Origin of the sequence: Phyllobacterium sp. A18/5-2 (genome assembly GCF_025452215.1) — a bacterium.
In the GTDB taxonomy this organism is placed as follows: Bacteria; Pseudomonadota; Alphaproteobacteria; order Rhizobiales; family Rhizobiaceae; genus Phyllobacterium; species Phyllobacterium sophorae.
In genome coordinates, this window is record NZ_CP104966.1 from 2746537 (window position 1) to 2768179 (window position 21643).

15 protein-coding genes and 6 pseudogenes are annotated in these 21643 nt (G+C 56.4%); 7 read left to right on the forward strand and 14 right to left on the reverse strand.

Annotated elements, in window-relative coordinates:
* Window positions 1-27: 27 nt before the first annotated feature.
* The 10 genes and pseudogenes from N8E89_RS13675 to N8E89_RS13720 form a co-directional block, all read right to left on the reverse strand.
* Entirely contained in the window at window positions 28-627 is a 600-nt protein-coding gene (locus N8E89_RS13675; RefSeq protein WP_106664733.1) for a CvpA family protein, read from the reverse strand.
* Window positions 628-669: 42 nt separating this feature from the next.
* A pseudogene (radA, locus tag N8E89_RS13680) lies at window positions 670-2070 on the reverse strand (DNA repair protein RadA).
* A pseudogene (alr, locus tag N8E89_RS13685) lies at window positions 2070-3240 on the reverse strand (alanine racemase). Before alr ends, radA begins: the two co-directional pseudogenes overlap by 1 nt.
* A 4-nt stretch (window positions 3241-3244) precedes the next feature.
* Window positions 3245-4739 (reverse strand): annotated as a pseudogene (locus tag N8E89_RS13690) (replicative DNA helicase).
* A 377-nt stretch (window positions 4740-5116) separates the two neighbouring features.
* Complete coding sequence (locus N8E89_RS13695) at window positions 5117-6397, reverse strand: cyclopropane fatty acid synthase (protein WP_112760853.1); 1281 nt, start codon at window positions 6395-6397, stop codon at window positions 5117-5119.
* A gap of 190 nt (window positions 6398-6587) precedes the next feature.
* Window positions 6588-7157 carry a 50S ribosomal protein L9 gene (rplI, locus tag N8E89_RS13700; RefSeq protein WP_106664741.1) on the reverse strand — a complete coding sequence of 190 codons (570 nt, stop codon included), beginning with the start codon at window positions 7155-7157 and terminating at the stop codon, window positions 6588-6590.
* Between the two features lie 26 nt (window positions 7158-7183).
* Window positions 7184-8155 (reverse strand): DUF2232 domain-containing protein, encoded by a 972-nt coding sequence (locus N8E89_RS13705; protein ID WP_262260216.1) that lies wholly within the window; start codon window positions 8153-8155, stop codon window positions 7184-7186.
* A gap of 146 nt (window positions 8156-8301) precedes the next feature.
* A complete protein-coding gene (rpsR, locus tag N8E89_RS13710; protein ID WP_106664745.1) occupies window positions 8302-8550 on the reverse strand; it encodes a 30S ribosomal protein S18 in 249 nt (82 codons plus the stop codon).
* The gene (gene rpsF, locus N8E89_RS13715) at window positions 8550-8975 is read right to left on the reverse strand and encodes a 30S ribosomal protein S6 (RefSeq protein ID WP_106664746.1); all 426 of its coding nucleotides are present in this window, start codon (window positions 8973-8975) and stop codon (window positions 8550-8552) included. The genes rpsR and rpsF overlap by 1 nt, the downstream gene beginning before the upstream one ends.
* Before the next feature lie 265 nt (window positions 8976-9240).
* Window positions 9241-9462 (reverse strand): type II toxin-antitoxin system HicB family antitoxin, encoded by a 222-nt coding sequence (locus N8E89_RS13720; protein ID WP_262260217.1) that lies wholly within the window; start codon window positions 9460-9462, stop codon window positions 9241-9243.
* A gap of 423 nt (window positions 9463-9885) precedes the next feature.
* On the opposite strand from N8E89_RS13720, the gene fabD reads away from it, so the two are divergent.
* The 7 genes from fabD to gmk all read left to right on the forward strand — a co-directional run bounded on the left by fabD (window position 9886) and on the right by gmk (window position 16351).
* On the forward strand, window positions 9886-10830 hold the full coding sequence (gene fabD, locus N8E89_RS13725; protein ID WP_112760850.1) for an ACP S-malonyltransferase: 945 nt from the start codon (window positions 9886-9888) through the stop codon (window positions 10828-10830).
* A 13-nt stretch (window positions 10831-10843) separates the two neighbouring features.
* Window positions 10844-11581: a 3-oxoacyl-[acyl-carrier-protein] reductase gene (gene fabG / locus N8E89_RS13730; protein WP_106664751.1), complete on the forward strand. Its 738-nt coding sequence runs from the start codon at window positions 10844-10846 to the stop codon at window positions 11579-11581.
* Between the two features lie 277 nt (window positions 11582-11858).
* On the forward strand, window positions 11859-12095 hold the full coding sequence (locus tag N8E89_RS13735; protein WP_091880344.1) for an acyl carrier protein: 237 nt from the start codon (window positions 11859-11861) through the stop codon (window positions 12093-12095).
* A 110-nt stretch (window positions 12096-12205) separates the two neighbouring features.
* Entirely contained in the window at window positions 12206-13468 is a 1263-nt protein-coding gene (gene fabF, locus N8E89_RS13740) for a beta-ketoacyl-ACP synthase II (RefSeq protein ID WP_112760884.1), read from the forward strand.
* A gap of 75 nt (window positions 13469-13543) precedes the next feature.
* Window positions 13544-14773, forward strand: a complete 1230-nt coding sequence (gene mltG, locus N8E89_RS13745; protein WP_410010311.1) for an endolytic transglycosylase MltG — start codon at window positions 13544-13546, stop codon at window positions 14771-14773.
* Between the two features lie 43 nt (window positions 14774-14816).
* Window positions 14817-15704 (forward strand): YicC/YloC family endoribonuclease, encoded by an 888-nt coding sequence (locus tag N8E89_RS13750; RefSeq protein ID WP_112760849.1) that lies wholly within the window; start codon window positions 14817-14819, stop codon window positions 15702-15704.
* A 32-nt stretch (window positions 15705-15736) separates the two neighbouring features.
* A complete protein-coding gene (gene gmk, locus N8E89_RS13755; RefSeq protein ID WP_210203768.1) occupies window positions 15737-16351 on the forward strand; it encodes a guanylate kinase in 615 nt (204 codons plus the stop codon).
* On the opposite strand, the pseudogene rsmA reads toward gmk, so the two are convergent.
* The 4 genes and pseudogenes from rsmA to N8E89_RS13775 all read right to left on the reverse strand — a co-directional run bounded on the left by rsmA (window position 16348) and on the right by N8E89_RS13775 (window position 21643).
* Window positions 16348-17170 (reverse strand): annotated as a pseudogene (rsmA, locus tag N8E89_RS13760) (16S rRNA (adenine(1518)-N(6)/adenine(1519)-N(6))-dimethyltransferase RsmA). The gene gmk and the pseudogene rsmA overlap by 4 nt on opposite strands.
* A pseudogene (pdxA, locus tag N8E89_RS13765) lies at window positions 17167-18230 on the reverse strand (4-hydroxythreonine-4-phosphate dehydrogenase PdxA). Before pdxA ends, rsmA begins: the two co-directional pseudogenes overlap by 4 nt.
* Window positions 18193-19149, reverse strand: coding sequence for a SurA N-terminal domain-containing protein (locus N8E89_RS13770; protein ID WP_106664761.1), 957 nt, complete (start codon window positions 19147-19149; stop codon window positions 18193-18195). Before N8E89_RS13770 ends, pdxA begins: the two are co-directional and overlap by 38 nt.
* A 137-nt stretch (window positions 19150-19286) precedes the next feature.
* A pseudogene (locus tag N8E89_RS13775) lies at window positions 19287-21643 on the reverse strand (LPS-assembly protein LptD).

Here is a 21643-nt window from a genome sequence, read left to right on the forward strand (position 1 = left end):
ATGGGGCATTACCAAGCAAACGCCAAGTTACTGGTTTGTCGCACCTTCTGGTGGGATATCTTCCTTTGGCTCAGGCGCGGACGTTCCGTCGGGTGTTGCCTCAGGCGCAGTGGTCGTTCCTGGCTTCAAGCGTTTCAAGATTGTTGATTCCGGGTCTTCTGGGAGCAGACCGATCAGCTTTGCACCAAGCTGGTCGATCATCGGCTTGGATTTTGCCTGCCCCACCCATGCTGGCTGGTTTTCGGGAACGAGCCAGTTGAAGAACAACATGGCCACGACCACAAGCAGGATGCCGCGTGCGGCGCCAAAAAGGAAACCCAGCGTGCGATCCAAGGCACCGATTCGGCTATCGATGATGAAATCAGCAATCTTCATTGTAATGATGGACACAACAATCAGCGTGACGACGAAAACAAGCCCAGCGGCCGCGATCTGTGCGATGGTTTCATTGCTGATATAGGGGGTCAGGAAAGGCACGACCGGCTTATAAAAAAGGTAGGCTGCGGCCGCTGCTGCTGCCCAGGATACAACCGATAGAACCTCGCGGGAGAATCCGCGTACCATGGCAAGGACTGCCGAAACGAGTGTGATGCCCAATAGTATTCCGTCAAGCAACGTAATCGGCATTTATTTTCATCCCCAATCATTCTGACCGAAAGGCCACACTGGTCAGTCTTCGCGTTGTCTCTTCCCGGGTCCCGACGCCGCAATCCGGGCCACAAGGTCCGGTAGCGAAGCCGTTTCGGTCAGACGAGCATTGCCGTTCTTTGACACGTCGTTACTTCCCTTGGGAAGAACAGCCTGCTTGAACCCAAGCTTATCTGCTTCCTTCAGTCTCTGTACCGCGTGCGCCACCGGGCGAACCGCGCCAGATAAACTGACTTCGCCGAAATAGACGCAATCGGCGGGAAGGGCAATACCGGCGATCGAGGAAACCAGTGCGGATGCAACCGCAAGGTCAGCTGCGGGCTCGGTTATGCGATATCCACCGGCGACATTTAGATAAACATCGTGCTGACCAAATCTTACACCGCAATGCGCTTCGAGCACAGCGAGTATCATCGATAGCCGATTGCCGTCCCAACCCACAACGGCGCGCCGGGGGTGCCAAGTGTCGACGGAGCGACCAGCGCCTGTATTTCTACGAGAATCGGGCGTGTACCTTCCATCCCGGCAAAAACTGCGGCTCCGGGCGATTTTTCATTGCGTTCGCCAAGAAAAAGTTCGGAAGGATTCGCGACCTCGCGCAAACCGCGGTCGGACATTTCAAACACACCGATTTCATCGGTCGGTCCGAATCGGTTCTTTACGGTGCGAAGAATGCGGTAGTGATGGCCGCCCTCACCTTCAAAATACAACACCGCATCGACCATGTGCTCGACGACCCGAGGTCCGGCGATCTGGCCCTCCTTGGTGACATGGCCCACGAGAACGACAGCGGCACCGGTTTGCTTTGCATAACAAATCATCGCTTGTGCGCCGGCACGTACCTGCGTCACGGTACCCGGAGCCGAGATCGGCCGCGTCGGTCCACAGTGTCTGAATCGAGTCGATGATGATCAGGTCCGGTCGCTTTGCGTCGGATATCGTTGCCAGAATGTCCTCTACGTTGGTTTCCGCCGCTAGCAAAACATCCGTATCTGCCGCATGCAGCCGCTGGGCTCGCAACCGGATCTGCGCCACCGCCTCTTCACCCGAAACATACACCACACGGTGGCCCTGGCGTGCCAGCGCAGCCGCTGCTTGCGTAAGCAGCGTCGACTTGCCGATCCCGGGATCGCCGCCAACCAATATGGCTGAACCGCGAACAAAACCACCACCGGTAACGCGGTCAAGTTCGCCGATCCCTGACTTGATGCGTGGCGCCTCCTCGATTTCACCCGAGAGGGAGGTGAGCGCGACCGCACGGCCTTTTCGTCCCGACAATTTACCCGGTCCGCTACCGATGCCACCGGATGTGCCTTCCTCGACAAGTGTGTTCCACTCGCCGCATTCATCGCACTTTCCTGCCCAGCGCGTGTGTACTGCCCCGCAATTCTGGCAGATAAACTGGATTCTCGGCCTCGCCATTACGCGCTTTTTCCTGAATGGAGGTAACGGCGGTGATAACGGTTTCCAAGGCCTGTCAGTAATTCATAACCTATCGTTCCCGCCGAGCGGGCGGCGTCGTCAAGGGCGATGTTCGGCCCGAAGAGCTCGATGTAGTCGCCTGGCTTTACGGCATCTCGGGCGAGATCGGTAATGTCGAAAGATGTAAGGTCCATGGTGACCCGGCCAATGACCGGCACCTTCTTGCCGGCCACGAGATCCTTCGCCCCCGCCGGGGACCGCATTGCGCAGTGGCACGCCGCTGCCGGATGCGGACCGGAGATACCCGTCCGCATAGCCGACGGAACAAATGGCAATTCGAGAATCGCGGTGAAGTGTCGTCGTCGCACCGTAGCCAACGGTTTCACCCTTCAAACCAGTTTGGATCTGCACGATACGCGCCTCCAGAGTCACAACCGGCCGCATGGGATTGGGCGTGTCCGAAAGCGGCTCCCCGCCATAAATCGCAATGCCCGGGCGATTGAGATCGAATTCGCTGCCTGCCGGATGAAAGATGCCAGGAGAATTGGCTATGCTGGATTCAATTCCTGCAAAGGCGGCGTTAAGCTCTTGAAAAGATTCGAATTGCTTCTGGTTCAACACATGAGCGCGGTCATCGGCCGTTGCCAGGTGTGTGATCAGAAGGATTGGTTTGTCGGCCCGTTCATCGGCGGCAAAGGCAAGCGCTTCATCGACGTTGAGGCCCAGCCGATTCATGCCCGTGTCGACGATCAGCGCAAAAGGCAGCTTGTCGCTGCGGCCGTCGTTCAGTTGATTCCAAAGGCCGAGCTGGTCGGTCGAGCCCAAAACCGGGATCAGGTCGGACTGTTCATAGACCGGAAATGCATCGGCAAAAAAGCCATTGAGGACGAACACCCGTGCATCGGGCGCAACTGCTTTGACACGCAGTCCCTCTTCGGCCAGCGCCACGAAGAACGTGCTGCAGCCGGCTTGCCACAACGCCGGTACGACATGCACGATGCCAAGGCCGTAGGCGTCGGCCTTTACGACCGCACCTGTCTGCGCCGGTTTCGACTTGTCCACGAGGAACTTCCAGTTGGCCACAAGCGCGTCGAGGTCGATCGTAAGCCGACCGCCGGCCAGCCGTGGATCGGCGCCGGTAGTTGTGATGTGGGGTTTATTGGCCGTCAAATGATCACTCGAACCGTTCTGGCAGATGTGAGTCTTCAGCAAGGTCGGTAAAGCGGGTATATTCCGCCTGGAACGCCAGCCTTACCGTGCCTGTTGGGCCGTGACGCTGCTTGGCGACGATGACTTCTGCCTTGCCCATGGCTTCGTTGAGATCCGCCTGCCATTTGAAATGCTCTTCTGTACCGACCTTCGGTTCCTTGTTCTTTATGTAATATTCATCACGATAAACGAAAAGCACGACGTCGGCATCCTGCTCGATCGAACCCGATTCACGCAGGTCGGAAAGCTGCGGATGCTTATCTTCGCGGCTTTCAACCTGACGAGAGAGCTGCGAGAGGGCAATGATCGGCGTATTCAGTTCCTTGCCGAGCGCCTTCAGTCCCGTGGTAATTTCCGTGATTTCCTGCACCCGGTTTTCCGATGCTCGCTTGGACGAACCTTGCATCAGCTGAATATAGTCAATGACGAGAACATCGAGCCCGCGCTGGCGCTTCAGACGGCGTGCCCGCGCCGCCAGCTGGGCAATGGAAATACCACCGGTCTGGTCGATATAGAGGGGCACTCGCTGCATATGCTGCGAACAAGCCACCAGTTTCTCGAAATCAGCTTCACTGATTTCACCGCGGCGGATTTTTGAGGAGCTGATTTCCGATTGCTCGGAAATGATACGTGTAGCCAACTGTTCGGACGACATTTCGAGCGAGAAGAAGCCGACAACACCGCCATTCTTCGCCTTGAACGTGCCATCGGCGAGTTGTTCCGGCTCGTAGGCGGCGGCTATGTTGAAGGCGATATTCGTGGCAAGTGATGTTTTGCCCATACCGGGGCGTCCCGCCAGAACAATCAAGTCGGAGGGCTGCAGCCCGCCCATGCGCGCGTCGAGGGCGCGAATACCGGTCGAAATGCCGGAGAGATGACCGTCGCGCATGAAGGCCGCATTGGCCATGTCCACCGCAGTCTTGACCGCATCGGTAAAAGTCTGGAAGCCGCCATCGTAGCGGCCAGTCTCTGCTAGTTCAAAAAGCCGCCGTTCGGCATCCTCGATCTGTCCCTGCGGCGCCACATCGACCGGCGCGTCATAGGCAATGTTGACCATGTCTTCGCCAATAGTGATCAGTGCACGGCGCGTCGCCAGGTCGTAGATCGCCCGGCCATAATCTTCGGCATTGATAACAGTCACAGCTTCTGCGGCAAGACGGGCAAGATATTGCATCACCGTCATCTCGCCGACCTTCTCTTCGGCCGGAAGGAACGTTTTGAGCGTCACCGGATTCGCCATTTTGCCCATGCGAGATCATGTCGGAGGACACTTCGAAAATCTTGCGGTGCAGCGGTTCGTAGAAATGGGTTGGCTTCAGAAAGTCGGAAACGCGGTAAAAGGCATCATTGTTGATCAGAATGGCACCGAGCAACGCCTGTTCGGCCTCGATATTGTTCGGGGCCTCGCGGTAGAATGTGTCCCGCGCCTCGTTGATCTTGCGTACCGTTGCTTCAGCCATTTTGATTCTCAATCCCTGTGCCGTATCGGGGTAGTCGGACAAGAACGAGGTGTAAAGCGGCTTGCGACCTTCACCTGATATCCAGGAGAAACGGTACCATGATTCCCGTTATTAACAGCCTCTGAAGATAAATGTTTATGTGCTTGACTTGTATCAGTTCATGTTCGAGCACCCGACTCTTCCACCAGCGCCCAGCTCCGACCTCTCCGTCATCCTCGGGCTTGACCCGAGGACCCATAGCGAGAGAAGTGATGCTGTTAACAAAATCGCCTCCTTCGGCCAACCGGTAGGCGATTGCGAATTTGCGCTATCTAGGGCATGGGTCCTCGGGTCAAGCCCGAGGATGACGGAGAGAGTGTGCCGTTGAACTATGTGCGCTACCGGCCAGCCACCGATTCCTTCGTATTGACCTGGCTGTTGGCAGAACTGCGTTCGCACTCCAGCCGCTTGAGCCGCTTTTCTTCCTTCTCGATATAGTTCCGCGTCAGTGGCACGGCCTCCTGCCGATGCGCCAGCTGGATCTGGAATACGACGAGGTTCTGCCAGCGGAAGGCAGCTTCAGAGGCTGCGAGATAGAATTCCCACATCCGGCAGAAGCGTTCATCGTAGATCGCCTTGGCCTTCTCGCGGTTGGCCATGAAGCGTTCCCGCCAGATCCGCAGGGTATCGGCATAGTGAAGGCGCAGGATTTCAATATCCGTGATCACCAAGCCTGCCTTTTCAATGTGCGGGACGACTTCGGACAAAGCAGGAATATAGCCGCCCGGGAAGATGTATTTCTGGATAAAAGCGTTGGTGTAGGACGGACCGTCGGAGCGTCCAATAGAATGCAGGAGGAAGACACCGTCCTTCTTTAGCAAGCGTGCCGTATGGTGGAAGTATTCCGGGAAATGCCCGATACCGACATGTTCGAACATCCCGACCGAAACGATGCGGTCGAAACTATCCTCGATGGTCCGGTAGTCGCGCAGGTCAAACCGCGCCTGCGCGGTCAGACCTTCCTCGAAAGCGCGCTTGTTGGCGATGCCGTGCTGCTCCTGGGATAGCGTTACACCGGTCACGTCAGCTTGAAGGTGCTTGGCGAGATAAAGCCCCAGGCCACCCCAGCCACATCCTATGTCGAGCGTCCTTTGACCTTTCTGGACCAGCAACTTGGCTGCGATGTGCCGTTTTTTTGCCAGTTGCGCTTCTTCCAGGCTGGCATCCGGCCGTTCGAAATAGGCACAGGAATATTGCATGTCCGTATCGAGAAACAGTCGGTAGAGGTCTTCCGACAGATCGTAATGCCTCTGCACGTTGCTGGAGGCGCGCGTCAGGGTATTCATCTGGTGCAAGCGTCTGGTAGCACGGCGGATGCCTTCGATGGCCAGCATCCAAGGCTCCTTGGCAACTGTCGCACCAGTATTCTCGAAGATGATCTTGAGGACATCGTATATGTCGCCGTCAAGAACATCGATTTCGCCGTTCATGTAGGCTTCGGCGAAATGCAGTGACGGGTCGAAGGCGATTTTCCGCTCCGCTACAGCGCTATTGATACGGAAGTGTATTGGCTCACCCGTCCCGTCGCCGAACGTTCGGGCTTTGCCGGATGAGTCGGTTATAATTAACGTGCCAGTATGAACCATCCGCGAGAGTGCGGCCTTTAGAATGGCATTCATGAACAATCTCCATCATTGACGACAGAGCTCGGCCATTGAGAGACTCGAGAGGAGTCTAGGTCGGGCGTGGGTAGGACAAATAAATCTAATCGTTTTTTTGTTCCTGAAAAGCAAAAAAACACTCGGCATCGCTGCCGAGTGTTTTAAAATATTGATGGGATCATTCTTTCGAATGATCTATCGAGTAAAATCAGGCGTTTTCTTCGCCTTCTTCATCTTCATCAAAGAATTCGTCGGAAAGTGGAGCTTCCTCGATGCCATAGATCGCCTCGGCCGAGGTGAGATCTTCACCCTTTACCTGACGTTCGGCTTCATCGGCTGTACGGGCAATATTGATGGTGACCGTTGCTTCAACTTCCGGATGCAGCACCAGAACGATGCTGTGGAGGCCGATGGTCTTGATTGGGGTGTTCAGTTCAACCTGGTTGCGGTTGATCGAGAAACCCTCAGCCGTGATCAGGTCAGCGATATCGCGTGTCGAAACCGAGCCGTAGAGCTGGCCGGTTTCGCCAGCAGAGCGTACGGCGATGAATGATTTGCCGTCGAGCTTTTCAGCGATTGCCTGGGCTTCGGTCTTGCGTTCGAGGTTGCGGGCCTCGAGCTGGGCGCGCTGGCCTTCAAACTTCTTCTTGTTGGCTTCGTTGGCACGAAGCGCCTTGCCCTGCGGCAGGAGGAAGTTACGGGCAAAGCCGTCCTTCACCTTGACTGTTTCGCCCATCTGGCCAAGGCGGCTGATACGTTCGAGAAGAATGACTTCCATTTTAATTTCCTTTCAAGGTCTGATGTTCAATTGTCATTATTGGGTGGTGTTGTATTCGCAGCCTTCGAGACCGGTGCGTTGCGCGACGTGTCGAACAGACCGGCCAGAAGGAAGAGGAAGAGCACGAAGGCAAAAAGCATGACGGCAAGATAGGCGAACCATAGCGCCACCGGGCGCCACGGCGCACCGCGTGTCCTTGCGTGCAGCATGGCGAAGCCCGCCATCATGAACCCGGCACCAAGCGCCCGGGCAACCGCTGTAGCTGCGTAGCCCAGACCGCCCGGCAGAAAGCAGGCGGCGCAGGCGACAGCAAAAATAACCAGCGCAGGGCGAGGCATGCGCAGCGCGCGCGGCCAATCGTCCTTTGGCCGGCGCAACTTGCCGGAAACCGCAGTCAGTCGCAGTGCCAGATAGAGATTGGCGACAATAATCATCACCCATACGGCTGGCTGCAGAGCAGGCAGCACGCGCACCACGAACAGTGCCATGTTCTGCGCAACGTCGGCATTCGCGGCGAGGTCCGGATTGCTAGCTGCCAATTGTTGGCCCAGCGACTTTGCGAGTTCGCCAGCAAGATCGTCGCCGAAACCGATCATGACACCAATGGCGATAAAGCTTGCGCCAACGATCAGGGCAAGCCGCAGCAGCGTATCGGCAAGCGGATACCAGACGGTGACATCCTTTGGCCCGCCGATTTCTTCCGCCGGACGGGCCAGACCGGTGAAATAGGAGGCAGCGGCAGCAGGAAGGGCAGTGATCAGAACGATGATAAGCGCAGCGGTCGGCGCGGCAAGCACAGAAACGGCAACAGCCATTGACAGGGCCGCAATGAAACCTGCGGCTGTGCCCCAGCCGAGTGCGGCTACAAAGATTGGCAGCGGCGAGAATAGCAGCAGCGCCATGGCGAGGGTCGATTGCGTAATAACGCCAACTGACAGAAGCGCGGCCGCGAGCCCCGCCAGCAATCCAACACCAATATCTTTTGCAGTTAGGTTCATTTCACTCGCTGTCCTGCTTACCAAAGCAGTTAGAGGCGGTTTTTCAACCAGTTCCTCAACTTGGGTTTTCCATTTCGCCAGACCCGCGCCCATCGCGGATGGAGAGAAGAAGGCGGCGGGACTAATCCAGCCGCCTTCAATAGGTCTTACTTTACAACGTAAGGCAGCAGGCCGAGGAAACGGGCGCGCTTGATCGCCTTGGCGAGTTCGCGCTGCTTCTTCTGGCTGACGGCCGTGATACGGGAAGGAACGATCTTGCCACGCTCGGAAATGTAGCGCGACAGGAGCTTGATGTCCTTGTAGTCGATCTTCGGCGCATTGGCACCCGAGAACGGGCAGGTCTTGCGACGGCGATGGAACGGACGGCGGGTCGGGATCTGATTGATGTCAACCATTATTCTGCTCCTTCACCGGCTTCGTCACGTGGACGGCGTGGGCGGCGCGGACGGTCGTCATCGCGGCCACCGAACTTGTTGTCGTCGCGGTCGCGGCGATCGTCACGCCGTGCGAGCATGGCCGACTGGCCTTCCTCGTGTTCGTCAACGCGGATCGTCATGAAACGCAGGACGTCTTCGTTGATGCGCTGCTGGCGCTCGAGCTCGGCAACGGCTGCTGCAGGAGCAGTGATGTTGAGCAGCGAATAATACGCCTTGCGATTCTTGTTGATACGATAGGTGAGGGCACGGAGTCCCCAGCTTTCAATACGCCCGACTGTGCCGCCATTGGTCTCGATGATACCCTTGTACTGTTCTACAAGCGCATCGACCTGCTGCTGCGAAATGTCCTGTCGAGCAAGGAACACATGTTCATAAAGAGCCATTGTCTTTGCCTTTCTTCGTTAATATTGCCCGAAATCAACGGTAAACCTCTGCGAATCTCTCTGCCGGGTGACCGGGGAAGAAAGGACGCTGATGGAGACGATCGAGAGCGGAGACACGGGAGGCTGAAGCTTTACGCTTCGACGGATTGTAATCCGGCCCTCCGTTCAGCCCCCAGCTGACGCCGAGCAATGAACGGGCGGCTTATACGGGCAAACGTTCCAAGAAGCAACCCGGCAGAGGGATTTTCTCAGGATGCCGTTTTTATCAGGCAAATGTCAGCTTGTGCGATGGAGCTGGGATTTCCCGCCCTAGTTCACTGGCAGCCTCAATCCAAGCTTCGATGGCGTCATATGCATTATGCACGGCCTCTTCAGGCGTATCGCCATCGCTCATGCAGCCAGGAAGATCAGGTACATAGGCGCCGAAGCCGCCGCCATCTTCATCAGCGAGGGGAGAAACAACGACCGGATATTTACGATAGGTCACGCGCATTCCTCACAGCTTCGACAAACTCTAAGAGTTTCCTGATATATACAGGCTTGATAGGCTTTTAAAAGGGATGGTGAGAATCTCAATTTGTGAAGCGTGCGTGATCTTATAGTGCGAGCTACCGGCGCGAGACCTCTCACAAAAAATATCAAACTCTTTACAAACGGCCTGTACATCTTCAATGCGCCAGTCTGCCTTCGGATTCCAGCGCATCTGTTCAAGGCGTTTGCTCATCGAATACCGCAACAAATAGATTTGGACAACTAAGAGAAGGGTATTCGACCACAGTCAATCTATCACTTAGGCTAACACTGGGTAGTCTGGTGTCGGGCCATCCTAGCATGAAAGCTTGACTTCGCGCTTGGCTATAGGCACATCGCGCGGCAGATTGGCGCTATAGGTTCACTGGAGGCATCGCACATGTCCATTGCATTCACCTTTCCAGGTCAGGGAAGCCAGGCCGTTGGCATGGGCAGGGCACTTGCCGAGAATTTTGCCGAAGCCAAGGCCGTCTTCGATGAGGTGGATGAAGCGCTTGGCGAAAAGCTGTCTTCGATCATTTGGGATGGACCGGAAGAAACATTGACGCTGACAGCCAATGCGCAGCCGGCGCTGATGGCGGTATCCATCGCGGTTCTTCGAGTGCTGGAATCGAAAGGTGTGTCTTTGCGGGACAAGGTTTCCTTTGTCGCGGGTCACTCGCTCGGCGAATATTCTGCGCTCTGCGCAGCCGGTACTTTCTCGCTTTCCGATACGGCAAGGCTCCTGCGTGTTCGTGGCAATGCCATGCAGAAGGCTGTGCCCGCAGGCGAGGGTGCAATGGCCGCCATCATCGGTCTTGAACATGAAGATGTCGGGGCCATTTGTGCCGAAGCATCCAAACAAGGTCCCGTTCAGATCGCCAATGACAATGGCGGGGGCCAGCTGGTTATTTCCGGAGCAAAGGCGCCCGTAGAAGCTGCTGCTGCACTCGCGACTGCGAAGGGTGCAAAGCGCGCCCTCATGCTGCCGGTGTCTGCCCCCTTCCATTCCGCACTGATGGAGCCAGCGGCTGCGGCCATGCGCGAGGCATTGGCACGTGTCACCAAGCGCGACCCCGTTGTCCCGCTCATCGCCAATGTACGCGCAGCTCCGGTGACGTCCGCAGACGAGATCGCCGCGTTGCTGGTCGAACAGGTAACAGGACAGGTGCGCTGGCGTGAAACTGTACAATGGTTTGGCGAAAATGGTGTGACTACGCTGTATGAGATTGGTGCTGGTAAGGTGCTGACTGGTCTTGCGCGCCGTATTAATAAGGACATTTCCGGTGTAGCCGTGGGCACCCCGGAAGACATCGATGCGGCCGTAGCTGCCCTGAACGCTTGAAAAGGAACCCGCAATGTTTGATCTCACAGGCCGTAAGGCTCTTATCACAGGTGCGACAGGTGGAATTGGCGAGGCCATAGCGCGCGCGCTCCACGCCCAGGGCGCTATCGTTGGTCTGCATGGCACACGTGTCGAAAAGCTTGAAGCTCTCGCGGCTGAACTCGGCGAACGCGTCAAGATCTTTCCGGCTAACCTTTCCGATAGAGATGAGGTCAAGGCGCTTGGCGAAAAGGCCGAAGCTGATTTGGAAGGCGTTGAAATCCTCGTCAACAATGCAGGAATCACCAAAGACGGACTTTTCGTGCGTATGAGTGATGCCGACTGGGACAATGTGCTTGAGGTCAATCTCACCGCTGTCTTTCGCCTGACCCGCGAACTTACGCACCCGATGATGCGCCGGCGCTACGGCCGGATCATCAATATTACTTCTGTGGTGGGCGTGACCGGCAATCCGGGGCAAACCAACTATGTGGCCTCGAAGGCAGGGATGATTGGCTTCTCAAAATCTTTGGCGCAGGAAATTGCCAGCCGCAATGTCACCGTCAACTGCGTCGCGCCCGGCTTCATCGAATCGGCGATGACCGACAAGCTCAACGACAAGCAGAAGGAGGGCATCATGTCGGCCATTCCGATGCGCCGCATGGGCACTGGCGCCGAGGTTGCATCGTCGGTTGTGTACCTCGCCAGTAGCGAAGCTGCCTACGTCACGGGCCAGACGATTCATGTCAATGGCGGCATGGCAATGATCTAAGCCGACTGCCTGGGTCGCACGATTGCGCCTGGCGGTACGGTGGGTATTGTCCACAATCACATTTATGAGATTGAGGCTGCGAATAAAGCGTGATAAGTCGCGCACCAGTCTGGGTAATCAAACCGATTTGATGCCCTTTCAATTCCGCAAGGAAAAGAGCCGCGAGGATGGGTGTTTTAGCTGTTAAACAGGGTGAAATGACCATCTTATTGCTTGATTAGAGTCATCCGTGCCGCTAACCAAGGCATAGAGAAAAACAACAGGTTGAGGTTTCCACATGAGTGATACTGCAGAACGCGTCAAGAAAATCGTTATTGAACATCTGGGCGTTGATGCCGAGAAAGTCACCGATGGTGCGAGCTTCATCGACGATCTGGGTGCAGACAGCCTTGATACTGTCGAGCTCGTGATGGCTTTTGAAGAAGAGTTCGGCGTTGAAATCCCGGACGATGCTGCTGAGACGATTCTGACAGTCGGCGATGCCGTCAAATTCATCGACAAAGCATCTGCCTGAGTTTCGTTCGGCTCGCCATCGCATGGATCGTGATATAAGGTACTCTGCCTTGCTCGTTCATGCATGGGGCCGGAAACAATCATGTTGCGTATGACATTGAAGGATCGGCCATGAGGCGTGTTGTCATAACCGGCCTTGGGCTGGTGTCTCCTCTTGCATCTGGGGTTGAAGCCACCTGGTCGCGGCTTCTTGCCGGCCAAAGCGGTGCCCGGCGTGTAACTGAATTTGAAGTTGAGGACCTGCCTTGCAAAATCGCTTGCCGGATTCCGGTAGGCGACGGGACTGATGGTACGTTCAATCCGGACGATTGGATGGAGCCGAAAGAGCAGCGTAAGGTCGATCCATTCATCATTTACGCCGTTGCAGCTGCCGATCAGGCGCTTGCCGATGCCAAATGGGCACCGGAAAGCGATGAGGACCAGATTCGGACGGGTGTTCTGATCGGGTCCGGTATTGGCGGTCTCGAAGGTATTGTCGAAGCAGGCTATACGCTGCGCGACAAGGGGCCCCGCCGTATCTCTCCCTTCTTTATTCCTGGCCGTTTGATCAATCTTGCTTCCGGGCACGTCTCCATCAAGCACAAGCTGCGCGGCCCGAACCATGCGGTCGTTACCGCCTGCTCAACCGGTGCGCATGCTATTGGCGACGCATCGCGTTTGATCGCTTTCGGTGATGCGGATGTGATGGTAGCCGGTGGTACGGAGTCGCCGGTCAGCCGGATTTCGTTGGCCGGCTTTGCTGCTTGCAAGGCTTTGTCCACAGCGCGCAATGACGATCCGACCGCCGCATCCCGTCCCTATGATGATGACCGCGATGGTTTCGTCATGGGCGAGGGCGCCGGGGTCGTTGTCCTTGAGGAGCTGGAGCATGCTCTCGCACGTGGTGCCAGGATATATGCCGAAGTGATTGGCTACGGCCTTTCCGGCGATGCGTATCATATCACCGCGCCGTCCGAAGATGGCGACGGTGCGCAGCGCTGCATGGAAATGGCATTGAAGCGCGCCGGGATCACGCCCGACGATATCGACTACATCAATTCACATGGTACATCGACCATGGCCGATACGATCGAACTCGGTGCCGTTGAGCGCGTTGTCGGCGATGCGGCATCGAAGATATCGATGTCGTCCACCAAGTCTTCCATCGGCCATCTCCTCGGGGCTGCCGGTTCGACCGAGGCGGTTTTCTGCGCGCTGGCCATCCGTGACAATATCGCTCCGGCAACCATCAATCTGGATAAGCCATCCAAGGAAACCAAGATCGATCTGGTTCCGCACAAGCCGCGGGAACGCAAGATCGATATCGCGCTGTCCAATTCCTTCGGATTTGGCGGCACCAATGCCTCGCTCGTGCTGCGGCGTTACCAGCAGTGATTGATTAATGGCGCAAGCGCTTTCGCGCTTTCGCCATATTCGCAATCGATTCTACCGGCAGTCGGACCGGATAACATGTCCAGAGGTGCTTGTGTGAGCTCAGATCAAGAATCTGGAGAGACAAACGGTTCAGGTGCTGGCAGCATGCCAGAGCGCAAGCCCATTGTTCCACAATCGGCCTCTGAAGCATTGCGCCCCGAGCCCGGCACACCGCCGCCTGCGCCAAAAAAGCGCTCCCGCCGTGCTCGCAGCCAGATTGTCGTATTCGCGAATTTCCTGTTGTCACTCGTTGTTCTGGTGGTACTCGTTGCGGCCGCTGCGGTCTATTTCGGCAAGGTAGCATTCAACGCGCCCGGGCCGACAGAGGTTACCACCAACTACGTCGTCAAAAGCGGCACCGGAATAATCGAAATTGCAGACGGGCTTGAGCGGCGTGGCATCATTACCGATGCTCGTGTTTTCAAGTACGGTGTTCAGGCCTATGGCTACCAGCGGGACATGAAGGCGGGAGAATATGAGATCAAGGCACAGGCCTCCATGCGCGAAATCATGGATCTCTTGCGGAGCGGTAAGTCGGTTCTCCATTCGCTGACGATCCCCGAGGGATTGACCGTCGAGCAGACGTTCCAGCGTATTCGCGAAGACGATGTGCTCACCGGCGACCTGCCAGCCGTCCTGCCAAATGAAGGTTCGCTGTTTGCAAATACTTTGCGCTTCTCTCGCGGCACGACCCGCGAAGAACTCGTGAAGAAGATGCAGGCGGATCAGAAGAAACTTGTCGAAGATATCTGGGAGCGCCGTGATCCCACTATTCCGCTAAAGACGATTGAAGAGTTTGTGACGCTGGCTTCCATCGTTGAGAAGGAAACTGGAAAGGCCGATGAACGTCCGCGCGTCGCCGCCGTTTTCATTAATCGGCTGAACAAGCGCATGCGTCTGCAATCGGATCCGACCATCCTCTACGGTCTGTTCGGCGGCAAGGGAAAACCCGCCGACCGGCCCATACTCAAGTCAGATCTCGAAAAGCCAACGCCTTACAACACCTATACCGTGAATGGCCTTCCACCCGGCCCAATTGCCAATCCCGGCCGCGATGCATTGGAGGCCGTTGCTCATCCGTCGCAGACCAAAGATCTCTACTTTGTCGCAGATGGCAGCGGTGGGCATGTGTTTGCCGAGACGCTTGAAGAACACAATGATAATGTGAAGCGCTGGCGCGAGGTAGAAAAGAACCGCCTGGACGAAGCAGCCAAGGCGGCTACCGGAGACAATAACGCCTCGCCGGACGCTGGCAGCGGAAATTAGAATTGGAAAGGTCTGACCTGATCAGGTCTTTTGTGGGGGAAAGATGTCTTTGCAAAGCATGACGGGATTTGCCCGTCACCTCCGGACCAGCGCAGGTGCGCAGATCTCGTGGGAAATCAAATCTGTCAACGGCAAGGGGTTGGACGTACGCTTCCGCTTGCCCGCAGGCTTGGAAGCCATTGAGCAGAAAGCGCGCAACCTTTTCAGCCAGCATTTCAAACGCGGCAACTTTCAAGCCGCACTGACCGTCGAAAGAAGTGCTGGTCTTGCCAAATCAATGGTCAACGAACCGCTGTTAAAGGAGTTGGCTGCGATTGCGGCGCATTTGCGCGAAGAGTATGGGCTTGCGGCTTCGACGCCCGAAGGTCTGATGGCCCTACGCGGAGTTCTTGAGGTGCCGCAAGAGGTTATCGGGCCGGAAGCTCAAGCCGAGCTTGAAGGCGCGGTTCTCGCGGTGCTGGATGAAACGCTCATTCAATTGGCTCACAATCGCGAGGCAGAAGGCACAGCCCTTGGCGAGATTTTGAGGGTGCAAATTACGACGGTTGAGATGCTGGTACAACAGGCAAGGCTCGACCCCAGCCGCTCGCTTGATGCTATTCGCGCTCGATTGGCCTCCCAGGTTGCGATCCTCCTTGATGCCTCTCCGGCCCTTGATGAGGCCCGGCTGCATATGGAAGCTGCATTCTTGGCAACGAAGGCCGACATCCAGGAAGAGCTCGACCGTCTCGAAATGCATGTCGCATCCGCTCGAACCCTTCTCGATGAAGGAAACGGTGTAGGCCGCAAGCTCGACTTTCTGACGCAGGAATTTAACCGCGAGGCAAATACGCTGTGCTCGAAGGCCAATGCAGCCTCCATTACAACGATCGGGCTTGACCTGAAGGCTGTTGTGGATCAATTGCGCGAGCAGATACAGAATCTGGAGTAGCCATGCCGAACAGCATCAAAAGACGCGGTCTCATGCTCGTCCTGTCGTCTCCCTCCGGGGCAGGGAAGTCGACGATTGCCCGCCTGTTGCTTAACGATAAAGAGAAACTCGAACTGGCGTTGTCGATCAGCGTGACTACCCGCCCGCGTCGGCCCAGCGAAATTGACGGGGTACACTATCATTTCATTTCGGTACGTGAGTTCGAACGCTTGCGCGATAGTGATGAACTGATCGAATGGGCAGAAGTTCATGGCAATTTCTATGGCACACCACGCGAGGCAGCGGAAAACGCCCTTGCCGATGGTCAGGATATGCTTTTCGATATTGATTGGCAGGGTGCCCAGCAATTGCAGGATAAGATGAAGGGCGACGTTGTCAGCATCTTCATTCTGCCGCCATCCATGGCCGATCTAAAGCAGCGCCTGCATCGGCGCGCCGAAGACACCGAGGAAGTTATCGACATGCGCCTGCGCAATGCGCGCAACGAGATCGAGCGTTGGCGTGCCTATGACTACGTCATCGTCAATGAAGATCTGAATCGGGCCTATCATCAGGTCCAGTCCATTGTAACAGCTGAACGCCTGCGCCGTGACCGTTGTCCTGGTCTGTTCGACTTTGTCAGCAATCTGCTGGACGAAAAGCTCTAGAGCGCGTTAGCCAAGGCCACGAACTCGTCAATCGAGAGCGTTTCCGCGCGGCGCGTCGGATCGATACCTACCTTCGTGAGCAGTGTTTCACCGCCGAGCGGCTTGATGCTCTGGCGCAGCATCTTTCGTCGCTGCCCAAAGGCTGCCTGAGTAACGCGGCCAAGCGTGGCGGCGTCACAGGCCAGTGGTTCGGCGCGTGGCACCAGGTGCACCACGGATGAAGTAACCTTGGGTGGCGGGGTAAAGGCCTGTGGCGGGACATCGAAGGTAATTTTCGCCTCCGTTCGCCAGCCGGCCAGCACACCCAGACGGCCATAGGCGTCTGCGCCGGGCCGGGCGACTATGCGCTCGGCCACTTCGCGCTGAAACATAAGCGTCAGCGATGCGTAGAAAAGGTGGCCACGGTTCGGCAAGCAGCCAGCCGATCAGTAATTGTGTGCCGACATTATAGGGAAGATTGGCAATGATCTTTACCTTGTCGTCTCCGGCCAGTGCTTCGAAATCGGTCTCAAGGGCATCCCCGGCGACCACACGAAGACGCCCGGGATAATGGTCGGAGATTTCCTGCAATGCGGCCAGACAACGCTCGTCACGTTCGATGGCGATGACGTTGGCCCCCTGAGCCAACAGAGCGCGCGTAAGGCCGCCTGGTCCAGGGCCAACTTCGATAACCGTCTGTCCCTGCAAATCGCCCGCCTGCCGAGCGATCTTGGCAGTGAGGTTGAGGTCGAACAGGAAGTTCTGGCCAAGCGATTTCTTCGCCATGAGCTCATGGCGATCGATAACCTCTCGCAATGGGGGAAGGGTGTCGATACTCATGCAGCGGGGTGCTTTTGCTGCGCATGGTGCGATGCAAGTTCGTCGGCAAGGCGCAAGGCGGCAATCAGACTATCCGGCTTGGCTTTGCCTGAACCTGCGATATCGAACGCAGTGCCATGATCCGGAGAGGTGCGCACAAAAAGGCAGGCCAAGCGTGACATTGACGCTGTCATCAAAGCCCAATGTTTTTGCCGGTATCAGCGCCTGGTCATGATACATGCAGATGGCGGCATCATAGGTCGCCCGGGCCGCGGGGTGGAACATTGTGTCCGCCGGGAGAGGCCCCCTCACATCGATGCCCTCTGAACGCAGTGTTTCTACTGCGGGACGGACGACAAGCTCATCCTCCATGCCCATGGTGCCGTGTTCGCCCGCATGCGGGTTAAGCCCGGCAATCGCAAGTCGCGGATTGGCAATGCCGAATTGATCCTTCAGGGCAAGGGCGGTAATCCGGGAGACGGTCAGAATGGTCGCCGTATCAAGAACAGCGGGGACATTGCTCAAAGCAATATGGATGGTTACGGGAACTGCCCGAAGCAACGGGCCCGCTAGCATCATTACCGGCGTCACTTCATGCCCCAGGTGTTGGCCCGCGAGATGCGCGAGAAACTCTGTATGCCCGGGATACTTGAATCCAGCCTCATAGAGCGGCTTTTTGGCGATTGGACAGGTCACAACGGCACGGGCTCTTGCACAAAGGGTAAGAGCTACGGCCTCTTCGATAGCCTCTATCGTCCCGGCTGCATTCCGCGTGAGCGGTACACCCGGCTGATTTGATTGACGATTTTTCAGCGCGACAATCGGCAAGGCGTGTGCAAATGCATCGGCCGCCGCCTCAGGTGCCGTGATTTCCAACGGAATTTTCAAGCCGAGGAGGGCGGCGCGCGCGGCGATCAATTCCGGATCAGCAAGAAGAAAAAATGCTGGAAGCCGCATTTTCTCACGCAATAGCCACGCAGCGATGGCAATATCCGGGCCTACGCCCGACGGATCACCGGAACTGACGGCGAGTGCGGCGGTGATCATTCGTTGACGATTTTCGCCTTGCTGCGCAATTCATCGAGATATTTCTTGTCGACTGCTGCTGCTGTTGGGTCCTGCTTGCCAGCGCCTGCCGCAGCCGCATCCTCCTGGGTAAAGACCATACGTGCAACGCGATCATCGGAAACCTGGCGGGTTGAGCAAATTCCAAGAAATTCGACGCCCTTGTCCGTGTCCTGGATCGCGGTGGCCTGGCCAACCGGCGTAGAGGTGACCTGCTTCGACCACTCTGGCGGCAACTCCTGTTCAATGAATTTACCAAGATCGCGCACGGTGACGTCGAGGGTCCCCTTGGCTATATCACGTGTTGTGTTGCAGCCACTGAAGCGTGCGCGCAGGGCACTGGCTTCACTGCGGCGCTTGGGCAGAATGCCTTTGTTGTTGGCAGGCACGACGAATATGACCTGTTGCAATTGATACTCGGTCGACACTGGCTTCTTGCCACCGTCTTTAAGCATGCGCTGCACCGCTTCCTGCTCACTCACCTTGGCGCCACCACCCGGTGTGCGGTTACGCGCGGAGAGCGCACGTCCCCAACTCATCTGAAGACGGATATATTCCTTGAAGTGTCCCGGTGTGACGCCGGACTTGTCGAGTACACCAGTAAGCTGGGCAATCGTCATTTTGTTGTTGGTGGCGAACCGTGCAAAGGCGTCAGTCACTTCGGTGTCCGAAACGAGCATATTGAGACGTTTCAGTTCCTGACGCTTCAATGCCTCGTCGGTCAGCTCGTCGCGCGCCTGCTGCGTAAGATTGCCCTTCTTGCGCTGGAGTTTCAGAAATGCCGCGCGCCGCGCAATGTCGTAATCGGTGATTGGAGCTCCATTGACGACAATCTTGATTTCGCTCGCGGCAGTCGGCAAAGTTAGGCCAACTGTCATGGCAGAACTCAATGCGGTGGCAACAGCTGCTGCAAGAATATGCTTCCTCACCATCATTTCTCACTATTTCCGATCGTATAGTATTCGTGCCGAATGGATTTCAGCTTCGTTGTTGGGGTGCTTGACCCACTTATTGTCGCTTTACTAAGGCAAAAGCATGACTGGCCGCAAGTGCGGCCAGTTCTCGCAAGTGGTTAGATACCCCCGATATCGACCGGCTTGCCAAATTCCCACAGGGTTCGGAACGAAATATTGAAGCCGAACTTGGTGGTTTTATCGCCTTCTCCGCCGCTGGCGGTGACAGGCTGCTCCTGTTGATAATACATCATGTATGTGAAGCACTCATCGTCATACGCCAATGCCGCTGTCCGCTTTACAAGTGTGTCGGAAACCATGTCATAGGTTCCGGAGCCGAGGACACGCCAATTCGGTGTAATTTTTGCCGATCCACCAACAGTTATTTCCTGCCTGTCATTAGCGAAACCGTATGTGGGCTGCGAATCGATGAAGGCATACTTGACGAAAAGCGTTCCATACTTGCCGGAAGTAGTGCTCGCAACTTCCGCGCGTCTGACGTCAAACGTGTCCTTGTCGAAGCGGCCGCCTGTTGTCAGGGTGAAAGCACCATGCGTGGCACCAATCATTGCAACATAATCGGAACGTGCTGATTCGAGCCCCGATTCCGCACCAGCGTTGACGAAGTCGCTCGTTGCAAAGGAGTTAAGGCCGCCCAGTTGGAACGATTGGCCGGCAATACCATTGAGCGACCAGCCATTGTTGAATGTTCCGGAATAGCGGAGGCCGAGGTTGGCGCGGGTGCCGCCTTCCACGCGATCATATCCGGAGTACTTGTCTCGATCGAAGAGACTTGACGCATCGAACACGAAGCTTTGTGCATCTTCGTTCGGCATTTTGCCCGCGTAGGGTTCATTGTTGCGCACGAAGAGTTGCGCCGTCGGCTCAAGCACGTGGGTCGAACTGGTGGTCGAGAACAGGATTGGCCATCGTGTTTCGAGTCCGGCGGTTGCCATCGCACGGAAAGCCTCTGAACGCGTAACACCGATCGAGTCAGAATTGACATACATCCCGTCACCACGGAGCGCGAGAAGGGGGTGATAACGAGACCGTAGTCAGAAATGAACGTGCGTTTCCACTCCGCTTCGGCGGTAATCCGGCCGTCATTGCCCTCAACGCCGGACAAATATCCACTGCGTGTCAGACCCGTTGGAGCAGTGCCGTCCTCTCTGTCACGATACAAATTCTGCAGATTGACATCGACATTCAGCTCGCCCCCGGCGACGGATTGCGTCGGCGTATAGGCGTAGTCAAGGCTTGGCAGAACCCATGGCTGCTTGGGTTCCGACGCGCTAGGATCGGAGTCCGGAATACTTTCCTGCACAAGGAACTGATAGAAGCGCAGGTCGAAGTAATTGCGATCGTGAAGGCCGGTCAAATAGACCTGGTTGGTGATGTTATAGCCGTCGTAGTTCTCAATCCCGTAACGATAGGCAAATGCCTTGTCCGTTTGGGCCATGATATTCCAGCCGTATGACCAGCGTGGATTGATCCGGAATGCCCCACTCGTGCCGATCATCCCGCGGTTTTTCGAACGATCTTCCGGCTCACCTCCAACGCCGTTAACCGGCGGAGCGAATGTGTTCGGATCTTGCTGGCTGATGCCTGCAAGCCTGATGCTATAGGCGCCGTTAGCAAGCCGGTGACGCCATTCTGCTTCACCAAGGAATCCTTGCTTCGTGTAATATGTGCCGGTCGTGGTCAAATCATAGTTTGGAGCCAGGGCCCAGAAGTAGGGCACGCTGATGCCAGAACCAAGTTCGGTTTCGTGGGTGTAGCTCGGCATCAGAAAGCCGCTCTTGCGCTTCACTGTCGGGTCGGCAATTTCAAAAGCCGGCAGGAATGCCAGCGGCATACCGAACATCTCGAAGCGGCCACGCTCGAAGCGAATGGTTTTTTTCTTGCCGTTCCAGACGATCTTCTGCGCACGAACCTGCCACAGGGGCGCCTTGTCCGGCTTCGCGCGGCAGGGCTCGCAAGCGGTATAGACACCGTTATTGAACGTTGTCAGTTCGCCGCCGATACGCTCGGCACTCTCGGCTGCAAAACGTGTATTGTCGGCCGCTTCGACGCGCAATGCATTGACGAAACCTTCGCGGAAATCGTCGGTAATATCGAGATTGTCCGCATAAATCCTGTTGCCGTCTTTTTCGACGATCTCAACTTTGCCCATCGCTTTCAGGCGGCCGGTATTCTGGTCATAGGTGACCTGACGCGCAACGAGCCTGTTGCCATCATAATCGATCTGCACACCGCCAACCGCTGAGATGGTTTTGGCGTTGATGTCATAGATGAGTTCATCCGACTCCAGCAGCAATTGAGCATTTGGATCCGTCTGAATATTACCGACGAGCGCATCACTCGTCTGAGAATAGGCTGGGAGCGAAATCCCGCCCGCAAGGCATAGCACCGCCGTTCCACACGCAAGGCGTGCAAACCACGTCGGCAACACCGAGCGCGTTACATTCAATCCCAC